The organism is Cupriavidus sp. YR651 (assembly GCF_900101625.1).
Taxonomy (GTDB): Bacteria; Pseudomonadota; Gammaproteobacteria; order Burkholderiales; family Burkholderiaceae; genus Cupriavidus.
Genome location: NZ_FMYZ01000002.1, coordinates 361,881 through 376,811 on the forward strand (window position 1 = coordinate 361,881; position 14,931 = coordinate 376,811).

General features: G+C 67.9%; 16 protein-coding genes. All 16 read right to left on the reverse strand.

What is annotated here, in order from left to right; all coding sequences use genetic code 11:
• Positions 1–219 precede the first annotated feature (219 nt).
• Entirely contained in the window at positions 220–804 is a 585-nt protein-coding gene (locus BLR29_RS07805; protein ID WP_092135959.1) for a BPSL1445 family SYLF domain-containing lipoprotein, read from the reverse strand.
• Between the two features lie 58 nt (positions 805–862).
• On the reverse strand, positions 863–1,456 hold the full coding sequence (locus tag BLR29_RS07810) for a hypothetical protein (RefSeq protein WP_092135960.1): 594 nt from the start codon (positions 1,454–1,456) through the stop codon (positions 863–865).
• Between the two features lie 208 nt (positions 1,457–1,664).
• Positions 1,665–2,735, reverse strand: a complete 1,071-nt coding sequence (gene ruvB / locus BLR29_RS07815) for a Holliday junction branch migration DNA helicase RuvB (protein WP_092135962.1) — start codon at positions 2,733–2,735, stop codon at positions 1,665–1,667.
• Between the two features lie 127 nt (positions 2,736–2,862).
• Positions 2,863–3,444, reverse strand: coding sequence for a Holliday junction branch migration protein RuvA (gene ruvA / locus BLR29_RS07820; RefSeq protein WP_092135963.1), 582 nt, complete (start codon positions 3,442–3,444; stop codon positions 2,863–2,865).
• 69 nt (positions 3,445–3,513) lie between these two features.
• The gene (locus tag BLR29_RS07825) at positions 3,514–4,680 is read right to left on the reverse strand and encodes a glycerophosphodiester phosphodiesterase (protein WP_092135965.1); all 1,167 of its coding nucleotides are present in this window, start codon (positions 4,678–4,680) and stop codon (positions 3,514–3,516) included.
• Between the two features lie 194 nt (positions 4,681–4,874).
• The gene (gene ruvC / locus BLR29_RS07830; RefSeq protein ID WP_092135966.1) at positions 4,875–5,420 is read right to left on the reverse strand and encodes a crossover junction endodeoxyribonuclease RuvC; all 546 of its coding nucleotides are present in this window, start codon (positions 5,418–5,420) and stop codon (positions 4,875–4,877) included.
• A 102-nt stretch (positions 5,421–5,522) separates the two neighbouring features.
• The gene (purH, locus tag BLR29_RS07835) at positions 5,523–7,097 is read right to left on the reverse strand and encodes a bifunctional phosphoribosylaminoimidazolecarboxamide formyltransferase/IMP cyclohydrolase (RefSeq protein ID WP_092135968.1); all 1,575 of its coding nucleotides are present in this window, start codon (positions 7,095–7,097) and stop codon (positions 5,523–5,525) included.
• Between the two features lie 16 nt (positions 7,098–7,113).
• Entirely contained in the window at positions 7,114–7,347 is a 234-nt protein-coding gene (locus BLR29_RS07840; protein ID WP_019447044.1) for a Fis family transcriptional regulator, read from the reverse strand.
• Positions 7,344–8,432: a tRNA dihydrouridine synthase DusB gene (gene dusB, locus BLR29_RS07845; protein WP_092135969.1), complete on the reverse strand. Its 1,089-nt coding sequence runs from the start codon at positions 8,430–8,432 to the stop codon at positions 7,344–7,346. The genes BLR29_RS07840 and dusB overlap by 4 nt, the downstream gene beginning before the upstream one ends.
• Positions 8,433–8,740: 308 nt before the next feature.
• Entirely contained in the window at positions 8,741–9,979 is a 1,239-nt protein-coding gene (locus tag BLR29_RS07850) for a UbiH/UbiF/VisC/COQ6 family ubiquinone biosynthesis hydroxylase (RefSeq protein WP_092135971.1), read from the reverse strand.
• Positions 9,957–10,436: a hypothetical protein gene (locus tag BLR29_RS07855; RefSeq protein WP_092135972.1), complete on the reverse strand. Its 480-nt coding sequence runs from the start codon at positions 10,434–10,436 to the stop codon at positions 9,957–9,959. The genes BLR29_RS07850 and BLR29_RS07855 overlap by 23 nt, the downstream gene beginning before the upstream one ends.
• Positions 10,433–11,830, reverse strand: coding sequence for an aminopeptidase P N-terminal domain-containing protein (locus BLR29_RS07860; RefSeq protein WP_092135974.1), 1,398 nt, complete (start codon positions 11,828–11,830; stop codon positions 10,433–10,435). Before BLR29_RS07860 ends, BLR29_RS07855 begins: the two co-directional genes overlap by 4 nt.
• 104 nt (positions 11,831–11,934) lie before the next feature.
• A complete protein-coding gene (gene murU / locus BLR29_RS07865; protein ID WP_092135975.1) occupies positions 11,935–12,672 on the reverse strand; it encodes an N-acetylmuramate alpha-1-phosphate uridylyltransferase MurU in 738 nt (245 codons plus the stop codon).
• Positions 12,669–12,992 carry an AzlD domain-containing protein gene (locus BLR29_RS07870; RefSeq protein WP_092135977.1) on the reverse strand — a complete coding sequence of 108 codons (324 nt, stop codon included), beginning with the start codon at positions 12,990–12,992 and terminating at the stop codon, positions 12,669–12,671. The genes murU and BLR29_RS07870 overlap by 4 nt, the downstream gene beginning before the upstream one ends.
• A complete protein-coding gene (locus BLR29_RS07875; RefSeq protein ID WP_255371161.1) occupies positions 12,989–13,666 on the reverse strand; it encodes an AzlC family ABC transporter permease in 678 nt (225 codons plus the stop codon). Before BLR29_RS07875 ends, BLR29_RS07870 begins: the two co-directional genes overlap by 4 nt.
• Positions 13,667–13,770: 104 nt before the next feature.
• Complete coding sequence (locus BLR29_RS07880) at positions 13,771–14,817, reverse strand: aminoglycoside phosphotransferase family protein (protein WP_092135978.1); 1,047 nt, start codon at positions 14,815–14,817, stop codon at positions 13,771–13,773.
• Positions 14,818–14,931: the final 114 nt, after the last annotated feature.

The window sequence follows — 14,931 nt, forward strand, 5'->3', positions numbered from 1 at the left end:
GCGTGGACGCGTGTGCGGCGGCGTGGGCGGGGGCGGCGTGGGGCTCGGGCATTGTCAGGTTCCGGTCGTCGACACGGTCTTGTCGGTCCGCGACAAGCGACGGCGCGGCGGTTTCGCGCGATTATGCCAGCGAGGCGCCTGACGCGCCGGAGGCTGTGGCCAAAAGAAAGCTCCCGGCCGGAGCCGGGAGCAATGAGCCTGCGACGACAGGGAAAAAACTCAGAGCGACAGCTTGCTGATCTTGGATCCGTCCAGCGAGACATCGAACATCAGGCCGGCATTGGTCTGCACGAAGCCGACCACCGGCTGCTGGCCCGTGACCGTATCCAGCTTGCCGTTGGCGCCCACCTTGGCTATCGCCACGCTGGCGTCCACGCCGGCCGTCCAGCCGCTGGACTGGACGAACTTGTTGTACGCCTCCGGCGTCATGAACATGATGATCATGGCCTTGGACTGGCCGCCCGCGATCAGCCCGAACGATCCGGAGATGGTGCGGTAGTAGCCCACCGTGGCGCCCTTCGAACGCAGCGCACCATCGCCATACTCGGCCCCCACCACCAGGCCGCCGCCAATCACGCGCGGGAAAACGAGGATGCCCTGGGCGCGGCTGGCCAGTTCACGCGAGCCGTCCACGGATGCATAGAGCCGGTTCAGCGCGCCATCCACGCCTGCGTCGATCTCCTGTTTCTTCGCGGCGGAGTCCGTCGGCGAGCTGGTGCCAGTGGTGGTGCAACCGGCAGCGAAGGCCGTGGCCACTACCAGGCCAGACCCGGCAACCCGGGTCACAAAGTGGCGTCGATTCATATGCAACCTCCTGATGGGGAAAAGTACTGCATTCGACTCTTTTTCGGAGAACCCGGACTCAGCCCGCGCTCGGCGACTTCACCGTGATGGCCACGATTTCGCGGACCACGATCTTGGCCATCTGTCCCTGCTTGATGTTGGACAGGTCGATATTGGGGTCGTTGACTTTCACCGTCCGCAGCGTCTCGCGCGGACCGCGGAAGGTGATGGTGCGCTTGGCGGTATCCACCTTGGTGATCTGGGCGGTGATCGTGGTGGTGATTTCCCGCATCACGCCGGGTTTGCCGCCATCGGCCGCGCGGGAGGTGCGTTCCACCTGCTCCACCAGGGCGGTGTCCTTGCTGCCCACCGGCTCCAGCGACGCCACGATGGCGGCGCCGCGGGTGAGCGTGACAATATCGCCCTTGCGCACGTTGCCGATATTCTTGGCTTCGTCACCGGCCACCATTTCCACCACGTTGCCCCGCGGACCCTGGATGATGACGGCCTTGGTGTCGGGATTGACCTCCACGACCTTGCCGCTGATCACGGCTTCCTCCGCCACGCCGATGGGAGCAGGCGTCTTTTGCGCATGCACAGTACCGGCGGTGGCAAAGGCCAGGCTGGCTACGGCGGCTGCAAGGGCGAAGGTCGGGCTTACGCGAATGGTCATGGCTGTCCTTGTCGCCCGCAGGCGTGATCATCGGATTTGATGCAGCCATTGTGGACAAGAGGCCGTGGGCCAAGCAATCCACTTCGAAAAAATTTGGGATGGTGCTTGAAAACGTTTAATTGAGGCGCGTGCGCTGCGGCATGTTGCTGCTGGCGCACCGCAGCAGGCATCGGTTGCCCCGGGTCTGGCGCCCGGGGGCGGGGAGGAATCAGGGTGCGTCGGACGGCGCGCCGCCGGTTTCGCCCTGCGGCGAGGCCAGGCCGAAATGCAGGTATGCGGCCGCCGTGGCCACGCGACCGCGCGGCGTGCGCTGCAGGTAGCCCTGCTGGATCAGGTACGGTTCCAGCACGTCTTCGATCGTGTCGCGCTCCTCGCCGATCGCCGCGGCCAGGTTGTCCACGCCGACCGGGCCGCCGCCAAATTTGTGCAGCACGGCTTCCAGCAACTTGCGGTCCATCAGGTCGAAGCCCACGCGGTCCACGTCGAGCATGGCCAGTGCGGCGTCGGCCAGTTCGCGGGTAATCGTGCCGTCGCTCTTGACCTCGGCATAGTCGCGCACGCGGCGCAGCAGGCGGTTGGCGATCCGGGGCGTGCCGCGCGCGCGGCGCGCGATCTCGAGCGCGCCTTTCGCGTCGATGGTGGCATTGAGCAACTGCGCGGAGCGCGTGACGATGCGCGCGAGTTCCTCCGCGGTATAGAACTCCAGCCGGGCCACGATGCCGAAGCGGTCCCGCAGCGGATTGGTCAGCATGCCAGCCCGCGTGGTGGCGCCCACCAGCGTAAATGGCTGCAGGTCCAGTTTCACGGACCGGGCCGCCGGCCCTTCGCCGATCATGATGTCGATCTGGTAGTCCTCCAGCGCCGGGTACAGGATTTCCTCGACAACCGGCGACAGCCGGTGGATTTCATCGATGAACAGGACGTCGTTGGCTTCCAGGTTCGTCAGCAGCGCGGCCAGGTCGCCCGGGCGCTCGAGCACGGGCCCCGACGTCTGGCGCAGGTTGACACCCATCTCGCGCGCGATGATGTGGGCCAGCGTGGTCTTGCCCAGGCCCGGCGGGCCAAACAGCAGCACGTGGTCCAGCGCCTCGCGGCGGTTGCGGGCCGCATGCATGAAGATGTCCAGCTGTCCGCGCACCTTTTCCTGGCCGACGTACTCGTCCAGCAGCTTGGGCCGGAGGGCGCGCTCGAAGGCCTCCTCGTGGGTGGAGGCGGGCGTGGCCGAAATCACGCGGTCGGGAATGCGGTCGGCGCCGGTCAGCTTGTCGGTTTCAATCATGGCAGTGGAATACGAGTTGCCGCCATTCTACGCTGGCCGCCCTGGGTGGCCCCAAGGCGTCAGAGGCGCTATCAGAATGAAGCAATAGCGTTCTGGCCGGACGCGAGGATCGGATCGATCGTGGCCCCTAGCCCTTGGAGAGCGCCTTGAGGGCCAGCTTGATGCCGTCGGACACGCCGGTGCCGGCTGGCACCTGCTTGATGGCCAGCGCGGCTTCCTTTTCCGAGTAACCCAGTGCCAGCAGCGCGTTGAGGATGTCCACCGCGCTGTCGTGCACCGGCGTGCCGCCCGGTGCGTGACCCAGTTCGGCGCCCAGCTTGCCCTTGAGCTCCAGCAGCAGCCGCTCCGCGGTCTTCTTGCCGATGCCGGGAATGCGCGTCAGCCGGCCGGCCTCCTGCAGCGTGATGGCCTGCGCCAGTTCGGAGACCGAGAGCCCCGACAGGACGGCCAGGGCCATGCGGGCGCCGATGCCGGTGATCTTGATCAGTTCGCGGAACGTGTTGCGCTCCGACGCGGAGCCGAAGCCGTACAGCAGGTGCGCGTCCTCGCGCACGATCTGCTGCGTGAGCAGCGTCACGGGCTGGCCGACCGCGGGCAGGTTGTAGAACGTGCTCATCGGCACATCGATCTCATAGCCGACGCCGTGGCAGTCGACCAGCAGATGCGGGGGATTCTTCTCGAGCAGGGTGCCGGCGATGCGTCCGATCATGATGAAGCGAATGGGGAAGGCGAAAGTGGCCGCAAGTGTAGCGCGGCCAGCCGTATTGCTGGATCGTGTTTATTGGGCGGCGGTGACGGGTGTGTCCACGGCGCGACGTCCCAATGCCGGATCGTCCGTGAAGACGCCGTCCACGCCGGCGGCGACGAAGGCCTGGATCTCGCGGATCATCCCGGACGGACTACGCGTGGCGTCGTCGCCGGCGGCGCGCAGGGGCGTCGGCAGGAAATTGTTCTCGGGCCGGAACGTGTACGGATGGACGACGAGCCCGGCAGCGTGGGCATTGGCCACGAGCGCGGTGGGCGAGGCCAGCCCGCCCTGCGCGTCACGCGGCACGACGCTGTTCTTCTCCGGGCCGATGCCGTTGGCATAGGCGGCCACTTCGCGCAGGCCCAGCGGTGTCAGCATGTCCGCATAGGTGCGGGTGTCGCCGGCCAGGCGCCAGTCGGCGGGCCGGTTGCGCGGGTTGCCGATGAGCTGGACGATCTTCACGTTTGGCATCGACGTGCCCAGCAGTCGCTTCACGGTGCGCAGCGGCCCGACCTCGAACGATTGCACGTAAACCGGTGCCGTGCGGGCGTAGAAGTTGCCTTGCAGCGTGGCCACGACCTTTTCCTCGAGAGGCAGGCCAATGCCGCGGAAGTAGCTCGGATGCTTCAGTTCCGGATAAAGGCCGACGGGCCGCCCACGCTTTTGCGCGGCCTGTTCGGCGAGCTTCAGGATTTCGTCGAACGTGGGCACCTCGAACTGATCGTTCAGCTTGGCGTTGGCGGGGCGCAGCTTGGGAATCCGCTCGCGGGCGCGCAGCATCTTGAGCTCGGCCAGGGTGAAGTCCTCGGTGAACCAGCCCGTCAGCCGCTCGCCGTCGATGACCTTGATGCGCTTGCGGTCGGCAAACTGCGGCAGCTCGGCGACGTTGGTGGTGCCGGTGATGTCGTTCTCGTGCCGCGCCACCAGCACGCCGTCCCGGGTTGGCACCAGGTCTGGCTCGATGATGTCGGCGCCGTCTTCGATGGCCTTGGCGTAGGACGCGAGCGTGTGCTCGGGCCGCAGGGCGCTGGCGCCCCGGTGGCCGATCACCAGCGCTTTGGGCGCCAGCGTGGCGGGTGGGGTGACCGGGTGAGCAGGCGTCGCGGCGGTAGGGGCCCGGGGCGGCGTCACGCAGCCGGCGAACAGCGTGGCGGTGGCGGCGGCGACGGCAAGACGGATAACGATCGGATGGCGCATCGGGACGTTCCTCGTGGACGAACGCCGATTGTAAGAGACGAAGCGGGTGCGGGCCTGTCGGGCAGCTGGCCGACGCGGGAAACCGGACCCCAATGCGCAGCCGGGCAGGTCGGCCAAACGGATCAGGCGGCCTGCAGGCGACGGATCAGGCGACCGGATCGGGCGGATCAGCCGCCGAACAGCCAATCAGCCAATCAGCCAATCAGGCGGCCACGGCGGACGCGCAAGCCCTTGCGGGCCAGTTCGGGCGCCATGCCGGCCAGCGTGCCGAGCGTGTCGCCGCCGTTCGCGTGGCAGATCGCCACGCCGAGCGCATCGGCCGCATCGGAGCTGGGCCGCCCCGACAGCGACAGCAGCCGCATGACCATCTCCTGTACCTGCTCCTTGTTGGCGCGGCCATATCCGACCACCGCCACCTTCAGCTGCAGCGCGGTGTACTCGAACACGGGCAGGCCCTGGCCAACCAGCCCGCAGATGGCGGCGCCGCGCGCCTGGCCGAGCAACAGCGTGGATTGCGGGTTGACGTTGACGAAGACCTTTTCGATGGCCGCGCAGTCGGGCGCATAGGTCCGCGCCACCTCGGAGATCCCGTCAAAGAGCGTCTTCAGCCGTTCGGGCAGGCTGGAGTTGCCGTCGCTCCTGATCGTGCCGGAGGCCACGTAGGCGAGCTTGCTGCCGTGTTTTTCCAACACGCCGAAGCCGGTGGTCCGCAGACCGGGGTCGATGCCAAGGATGCGCATGAATTCAGAGGGAGTTGGCGGGCGTAGTGTAACGGCAATCCCCAAAACAAAAAGGCCTTCGATGCGGACATCGAAGGCCTTCGTGCAAAAACGAGACGCTGATCAGTGGCGGAAGTGGCGCGTGCCGGTCAGCACCATCGCGATGTTCCGCTCGTCGGCGGCGGCGATCACCTCGTCGTCACGGACCGAGCCGCCCGGCTGGATCACGCAGCTCGCGCCGGCGTCCACCACCACGTCCAGACCGTCGCGGAACGGGAAGAATGCGTCCGAAGCCACCGCGGAACCGGCCAGGGTCAGCCCGGCGTTCTGCGCCTTGATGCTGGCGATGCGAGCCGAATCCACGCGGCTCATCTGGCCGGCGCCGACGCCCAGCGTCATGCCGCCACCACAGAACACGATGGCGTTCGACTTCACGAACTTGGCCACGCGCCACGCGAACATCAGGTCGTCCATTTCCTTCGGGGTCGGGTGGCGCTTGGTCACCACGCGCAGTTCGCCCGGCTGGACGTTCTTGGCGTCCGGGCTCTGCACCAGCAGGCCGCCGCCCACGCGCTTCAGGTCGTACTGGTTCACGGCCTTGCCCAGCGGGATTTCCAGCAGGCGCACGTTCTGCTTGGCGGCAAACACCTTGCGCGCCGCGGCGCTGAACGACGGCGCGATCAGCACTTCCACGAACTGCCTGGCCACGGCCTGCGCCGCGGCTTCGTCCAGTTCCACGTTGAAGGCGATGATGCCGCCGAATGCCGAGGTCGAATCGGTCTTGAACGCCTTGTCGTAGGCTTCCTGCGCGTTCACACCCACGGCCACGCCGCACGGGTTGGCGTGCTTGATGATCACGCAGGCGGCGCCGGCGGCGGCGTCGAACGACTTCACGCATTCCCACGCGGCGTCCGCGTCGGCGATGTTGTTGTACGACAGTTCCTTGCCTTGTAGCTGCACGTAGTTGGCCAGCGCGCCGTCCACGGTCTTCAGGTCGCGGTAGAACGCCGCCGACTGGTGCGGATTCTCGCCATAACGCATTTCCTGCACCTTGTCGAAGGCCAGGTTCAGCGTCTGCGGGAAGGCGCTGCGCGCCTGGTGCGACTTGTCCGCGCCCAGGCTGGTGAGGTAGTTGGTGATCGCGCCGTCGTATTGCGCGGTGTGCGCGAACACCTTGGTCGCCAGGTGGAAGTTGGTGTCGTAGCCGACGGTGTTGCCGCTGGCGCGCATTTCGTCCAGCACCACGGCGTAGTCGGCCGGATCGACGATCACGGTCACGTCGCGGTGGTTCTTGGCGGCCGAGCGCAGCATGGTCGGGCCGCCGATGTCGATGTTCTCGATGGCGTCCGGCAGCGTGCAGTCATCCTTGGCCACGGTCTGCTGGAACGGGTACAGGTTCACCACCAGCAGGTCGATCGTCGGGATGTTGTGCTCGGCCAGCGCGGCCATGTGCTCGGGCAGGTCGCGGCGCGCCAGGATGCCGCCGTGCACCTTGGGGTGCAGCGTTTTCACGCGGCCGTCCAGCATTTCGGGGAAGCCGGTGTAGTCGGCCACTTCCGTCACGGGCAGGCCGGCGTCGGCCAGCAGCTTGGCGGTGCCGCCGGTGGAAAGCAGCACCACGCCGAGCGCGTTCAGTTCGCGCGCGAAATCGACGATGCCGGTCTTGTCAGAAACGGAGAGAAGGGCTTGCTTGATCATGGCTTGGGGGAACGCTTCAAAGTAAACCGTGTTGCTGCAGCTTCTTGCGCAGCGTGTTGCGATTGATGCCGAGATACGCGGCCGCCAGCGACTGGTTGCGCTCGGCGCGCACCATCACGGCTTCCAGCAGGGGGCGCTCCACGGCCTCCAGCACCATGTTGTACATGTTGGACGGCTCTTCGCCGTCCAGGTCGCGAAAGTAGGTATCCAGGCTGTCCCGGATGCATTGGTCGATGGCGTTGCGGCTCATGCGGCAAGCAGTTCCCGTTTCTTGTTGTTTTCAGATTTGTTTTTATCCGGCGCGCCTTCGGCGTCGTCCGTTACTGCGGCGTTCTCGTCGACATAAACCAGGCGATCGGAAATCATCGCCTGTTCGTCAAAGAACGCATTGACCGCTTCCAGCTGCGCGTCGGTCGATTCCAGCGTGTTCATGCGATGCCGGAACAGGTTGGCGCCCTTGAGCCCGCGGGTGTACCACGCGATGTGCTTGCGCGCGGTGCGCACCCCGGTGAATTCGCCGTAGAAGTCGTAGTGATCGGCCAGGTGGTGGTTCATGATCGCGCGGATCTCGGCCACCTCGGGCGGCGGCAGCATCTCGCCGGTCGCCAGGAAGTGTTCGATCTCGCGGAACAGCCACGGCCGGCCCTGCGCCGCGCGGCCGATCATGATCGCATCCGCGCCGGTCACCGCCAGCACGTGCTTCGCCTTCTGCGGCGTGGCGATGTCGCCGTTGGCGACCACCGGAATGCGGATCGATGCCTTGACCGCGGCGATCGTCTCGTACTCGGCCTCGCCGTGATACAGGTCCGCGCGCGTGCGGCCGTGGATCGTCAGCATGCTGATGCCGGCGTCTTCCACCAGGCGCGCCACGCGCAGCGCATTCTTGTGCTCGCGATCCCAGCCCGTGCGGATCTTCAGCGTCACCGGCACGCGGTCGCCCACGGCGGCCACCACGGCTTCGACGATGCGCACCACCAGCGGCTCGTTCTGCAGCAGCGCCGACCCGGCCGCGACGTTGCAGACCTTCTTGGCCGGGCACCCCATGTTGATGTCGATGATCTGTGCGCCGCGGTCCACGTTGTAGCGGGCCGCCTCGGCCATCATGCCGGGCTCGGCACCGGCGATCTGCACCGAGATGGGTTCCACCTCGCCGGCATGATTGGCACGGCGCATGGTCTTCTCGCTCTTCCAGAGCTGGGCGTTGGACGCCACCATCTCCGACACCGCATAGCCCGCCCCCAGCTGCTTGCAGAGCTGGCGGAACGGCCGGTCCGTCACCCCGGCCATGGGGGCGACAAACAGGTTGTTGCGAAGGCGATGCGGACCGATCTGCACGATAGGAGAAGCCCCGGGATGGGCGGCGGGATGCAAAGACATGCCCCGGCCGAGCTTGCGGTCGGCGTGAGTCGGGTCATGTGCGAGGGCGGGATTTTACCGCCAAACCGGACGGGTTGCTCAAGAAATGAGCAAATATCATGGACCGGCCCGGCCCCGTCGGCTGCGGGCCACGGGGCCGGCGACCATCGACGGCTGGAGACGAGAGCTGCCCGTGCCGATGGTCGGGTACGCGTGCCGGCAACAATCACCGGGCCGAAAGCCGAACCGTTGTCGCCACCGCCGCGTGCGGCGGGGCGACGTGCGCGCTACCGGCGTGCGCCGTACATCATCTGGCGCGCCAGGGCGTCCTTGAGCGGGGCGATGCAGGCCAGCGCCGCCAGCGACGCTCCACGCGCATGGGCAGCCAGCGGTCCGCCGATGCCAAACACGCGCGGCAGCAGGTCGGTCACGCCGATGGTCATCGCGCGATCCACGCGGTGGCGGCTGGCAAATGCCTGCAGCGCCTGCGGCGTGCAGCCGCCGCGCAGCGAATCCGCCAGCGCAAAGGCATCGCGCAGACCGAGGTTCAGTCCTTGCCCGGCCACCGGGTGCAGCGTCTGGGCCGCGTTGCCCACGGCGGCGATACGGCCCTTCACCGTCACCGGCGCGGCATTGAGCCCGAGCGGAAACGCGTGGCGCTTGCCGATCAGGGTGAACCGGCCCAGCCGCGTGCCGAATGCCTCGCCGAGTTCCTCGGCAAAGGCGGCCTCCGGCAGCGCCAGCCGGCGCACGGCCTGCTCGGGTGCACAGCACCACACCAGCGCATAGCCCGGCGTGCCGTGTTCGTCATGGGGCAGCAGCGCCAGCGGGCCTTCCTCGGTGAAACGCTCCCATGCCCAGCCGGGTTGCGGCTGCGTACAGGTCACATGGCCGATGATCGCGGTCTGCTGGTAGTCGCGGCGCCGTGTCGATTCCGCTGCACCCGACAGGCGCTGGACCTGTTGATGGAAGAGGCCGCCTTCGGCCTGCACGGCGATGCTCGCCGCGAAGCTGGCGGGCAGGCCGTCGTGGTCGGCGTGCGACGTTCCGGTCAGCCGCACGCCGGCGCTCTCAAGCTTGTTGCGCGGGTCGCTCTCGACGATCTCGTCGATGCGCGTTTCGAACGCGCGTTCGAGTCGTCCGGGTGCGGCTTCCGCCGCGCGAGCCAGTGCGCGCTCAAGCGTCTGGCACAGGTCGCCGTACTTCACGACGTAGCCGAGCGCGGGCACGCAGTAGTCGTCATGGTGCAATTTCACGTGGCCGAAACGCCCGCGCTGCGACACGTGGATATGCCCGATCGGCTGCATTGGCATGGGCCACGCGCCGATCTGCTCCAGCAGCTGGCGGCTGCCATGGGACAGCGCAATCGCGCGCGGATCGCGTGCGGCCCGCGCGGGCGTGGCGGCATCGATCAGCGTGATGCGCCAAGGTGTAGTGCGCAGCAACTGGCTGGCCAGCGCCAGGCCGACGGGGCCACCGCCGACGATGGCGATGTCGCGGGGTTCAGTGCTGTCCGGCTGAGTCATGGCTGGGCTCCTCGCGCGCGCCAGGGGCGGGCGTCGCGGCTTCCGTGCTGGCGGCGGCGCGCTTCCACAGGATCGCGTCCGAGCGCGATTTGCCGGCGGCGGCGTCGCGCATCGCGTTGTCCAGTTTCTGCTGGTTGAAATCGGGCAGCGCCTGCAGCCGTTCCACGAGCGAATCGTGGTTGGCGGCATCGAGCGGCACCACGCAACCCTGCTGGCTGGCGGCGTCGCCGGCGAGGATCAGCCAGGCGGTGCCGGCCCACGGCGCGCGGTCGGACACGCGCACGACCACGCGTTCGAGCGCATCCCACGAGATTTCCTCGCGCTGGGCGTCAGGGCGATGCACGACCACATGGTCGTCAAACATATTGATCACGAACGGCACGTTCGGGTCGACGCGCCGTGTCGCGGGCTTTGCACTGCCCGCATTGAAAAACCGGTTGCGCAGCCAATCCATCATTGCAATGCTCCCTCCTTGTCGCGCATCAGCGCTTCGATCTCGTCGGCCTTCACCGGCACGCCGCGCGTCAGGATCTCGCAGTCGCCTGCGGTGACCACGGCGTCGTCCTCGATGCGGATGCCGATATGCCAGTAGCGTTCAGGTACGTCTTCCGACGGACGCACATAGATGCCGGGTTCGACGGTCAGGACCATGCCCGGCTGCAGCGGCCGCCACGGGCGCTCGCCTTCGTGCCCCGCGGGCAGCGGGCCCGGCACGCGGTACTCGCCCACGTCGTGCACGTCCATGCCGAGCCAGTGGCCCGTGCGGTGCATGTAGAAACGGCGGTAGCTGCCGCTTGCCAGCACATCGTCCAGCGAGCCTTCCTTGTTGCGGTCCAGCAGGCCGGTATCGAGCATGCCCTGCGCCAGCACGCGCACGGCGGCGTCGTGCGGCACGTTGTAAGGCACGCCGGCACGCGTCTCGGCAATGGCGGCTTCCTGCGCGGCCAGCACCAGGTCATAAAGCTCGCGTTGCGCCGGCGAGAAGCGGCCGGAGACCGGGAAGGTGCGCGTGATGTCCGACGCGTAGCCGTCCAGTTCGCAGCCGGCATCGATCAGGCAGAGATCGCCGTCGCGCAGTTCGGCGGGGCCGGCGCGGTAGTGCAGCACGCAGGCGTTGGCGCCAGTGGCGACGATCGAGTTGTAGGCCACGCTTTGCGCGCCGTGGCGACGGAATTCATAGAGCAGCTCCGCCTCCAGGTGGTACTCGCGCAGACCCTGGCGCGACGTGCGCATCGCGCGGACGTGGGCCTGGGCCGAGATCTCGCCGGCGCGGCGCATGGTGGCGATCTCGCCGGCATCCTTGAACAGGCGCATCTCGTCCAGCAGCGTGCGCACGTCCAGCGCCACGGGCGGGGCGGCCACGCCAGCCCGGCCTTGCGTGCGCACGGCATCTAGCCAGCGGCGCACCTTGAGGTCCGTCTCCGCCGATGCGGCCAGCGGGTAGGCCACCTGGGCCCGGTTTGCCAGCAGCGGCGGCAGTTGCGTGTCGATGTCCTCGACGGAGTACGCATCGTCAAAGCCGAATGTGGCGCGCGCGCCTTCCGGGCCGTAGCGGAAACCGTCCCAGATCTCGCGCTCCTCATGCTTGGGGCGGCAGAACAGGATGCTGCGGTCGGCGCCGTCGCCGGGCCCGCCGGCCACGAGCACCAGCACGGCCTCGGGTTCCGTGAAGCCGGTCAGGTAATAGAAATAGCTGTCGTGCCGGTACGGGTAGTCGCTGTCGCGATTGCGCATGGCTTCGGCCGCGGTGGGCACGATGGCCACGCCGCCACCGCCGGCACGCAGGTGTTGCAGCACACGGGCGCGGCGGTCGCGGCACGCGCCAAGGAGAGCGGAGTCGGGTGCGGACATGGGATGAAAGCGGTGAGGGGGAATGTGCCGATTCTAAACCCGTCGGCGCGTGATGCGGGCTGCCCGCGGCCCGGGATGGCACGCGGGCGCGGGGAGCGGGGCGCTCAGGCCCCGCGCGTACCGGTGGCGGGGGCGGTCAGTGCCGCGTCCAGTGCGGCCAGCTGCGCCGGGGTGCCAACGTTCTCCCAGCGACCGTCGAAGCGCTCGCCGGTAGCCGTGCCGTCGGCAATCGCCGCGCGGTAGTACGGCGACATCGCCACCTTCTCGCCGGGCTCGATGTCGCGGAACAGGCGGGTGTCGTACAGGCCGATATTGCCAAACGTCAGCGCCTCGCCGGGGTTCGCGGCATCGGGCATGTGCAGCCGCCCGTCCGGGCCCAGCGCAAAGTCGCCGCGCGGATGAAACGGCGGATTCGGCACCATGACCAGATGCATGCGCGGGCGCGCCGCGCCGGCCATTTCACGGGCGCGGGGCAGCAGCGTGCGGAAGTCGAAATCGCAGAAAATGTCGCCCGAAACCGCCAGGAAGATGCCGCCATCCGCGGGACCGGCCGTCAGCAGCGGCAACGCCCGGGCAATCCCGCCGGCAGTCTCCAGCGCGCTGCCTTCGGCCGACCAATGGATGCGCACGCCGTGGCGCGCGCCATCGCCAAGTGCGGCTTCCAGCTGCTCGCCGAGCCACGCGTGATTGATGACGATATCGGTGAAGCCGGCGCGGGCCAGCGCTTCGATCTTCCAGACGATCAGCGGCTTGCCACCCACCGGGAGCAACGGCTTGGGGCAGGTGTCGGTCAGCGGCCGCATGCGGTCGCCGCGGCCGGCGGCAAAAATCATCGCTTTCACAGCAGGAACTCCAGTGCAATCAGGGTGGCCATGCCGCCGGCGATCGTCCAGCCGACGCTGCGCGTGCGGGCCGCGATGACGATGGCCACCAGCCCGGCCAGCAGCCGCGTGTTATGCGGGCTCAGATAGAGGGTGCCATCGCGCATCAGCAGATCGGGTGCGATCAGCGCCGAAAGCATCGCGGCCGGCACGAACTGCAGTGCGACCCGAAACCATGCCGGCAACCGCACGCGGCCTTCGATGGCGATAAAGGACAGGCGGATCAGGAACGTGGCCATTCCGGCGCCAAGGAACACCCAGAGCAGCGTCATCGGGCTCATGCGGCGGGCTCCTTGTGCTCCGTGCGGCCCGGCGCGGCATGTCCGCGGCCGAGCAGCAGCATGCCCACGGCAATCCCGCCGAGTGCCGCCACCATGATGCCCAGCTTGTGCGGCAGGCTGAAGCAGACCACCGCCAGCGCCGTGGCCGCCAGCGCCGCCGCCACCTGGGCACGATGCTTCAGGTTGGGCACGATGATCGCGATAAAGGTCAGCGGCAGGAAGAAATCGAGCGGCCAGTCGCGGGGCACCTGCGCGCCCACCAGTACGCCAGCCAGCGTGGAGAGCTGCCAGCTGGACCACAACGCGAAGCCCGCGCCGAAATAGAACCAGTGGCGGTAGCGCTGGTGGTCACCGGTGTCTCCCAGGCGGCGCGTCATCGCGGCAAAGGCTTCGTCGGTCAGCAGATAGGCGATCAGCGCTTTCCACCGGCGCGGCAGCGGTGCCAGCGAGGCGGCGATCGTGGCGGAGTACAGCGCGTGGCGCAGGTTCACCATTGCCACCGTGAAGGCGATCACGAGCGCGGGCGTGCCCGCCGACCACAGTTGCGTGAGGATCATCTGCGAGGCGCCGCCGAACACGATCGCGCTCATCGCGCAGGCGAGCCACGCCGGCATGCCCGCATTGACCGCCAGCACGCCATAGATCAGGCCGAACGGCACCACGCCCAGCAGCATGGGCGCCAGCGCGCGCACGCCGGCCCACCACTCGCCGCCGCGGGTGGGCGGCAGGGGAGCGGTCGACAACAGGGAGGGTGGGGGCGGCGAGGGGAGTGGCACGCTCAGAACGTGTAGCCGGCCGGGCGCTCGGCGCCTTCCAGCGCATCCAGCAGTCGCATGAGCTTGCGCAGTTCGCTGTAGCGGCCGGCGACGTTACGCGTGTACTTGAGCACCAGCGGCAGGTTGGCCAGGTAGCCGTCCTTGCCGTCGCGGTGATACAGGCGGGCGAAGATGCCCAGGACTTTCAGGTGGCGTTGCAGGCCCATCCACTCGTAGTCGCGGTAGAAATCGCCAAAATCGGCAGCCACGGGCAGGCCGGCCTTGCGTGCGCGTTCCCAGTAGCGGATCAGCCAGTCGAGCTGCTGTTCCTCGTCCCACTCGATATAGGCGTCGCGCCACAGCGACACCGCGTCATAGGTGATCGGGCCGATCACCGCGTCCTGGAAGTCCAGGATGCCGGGATTGGCGCCATCCGGCATCACCATCAGGTTGCGGGAGTGATAGTCGCGGTGCACATAGACCTGCGGCTGGGCCAGGTTGTTGGCCAGGATGCTGCCGAAGACCTCGTGCAGGTCCGCCTGCTGGGCCTCCGTGAGCGTGACGCCAAGATGCTTTGCCACATACCACTGCGGGAAGAGGTCCAGCTCCCGCTGCAGCAGCGCGCGGTCGTAGGCGGGCAGGGTGCCGGGGCGCGTGCCGGCCTGGATCTTCACCAGCGCGGCGGCGGCATCGCCATACAGGCCGTTGGCCGACGTTTCGTCCAGCCGGGACAGGTACGTCTGGCTGCCCAGGTCGGCCAGCAGCAGGAATCCCTGCGCCAGGTCCTGCGCCAGCACGGTTGGCACGGTCACGCCGGCCTCGCCGAAGAGCGCGGCCACATGGATGAAGGGCCCGCAGTCCTCATGCGTCGGTGGCGCATCCATCACGATGGCGGTGGGATGCGCCGCGTGGCCGGTGCGGACGCGGAAGTAGCGCCGGAAGCTGGCGTCGGCGGATGCCGGGGCGCAGGAATCAGGGTCGATGGACCATGCGGCGCCAAGTCCGGCAACCCAGGATTTGAGTTGTGTGATGCGCGGGTCGTGGCCCGGGTCGTGAAGAAGTGCTGCCATGCCGGAAAGGGAGGATACGATGCCCCGTATAATACCCGACCAGACCCGGGCGCCGGGTGGCCCCCGGGAGGGGCCTATGTTGCCCCGCAGCCCGCTCCGGCAAGGGCTGGCGGG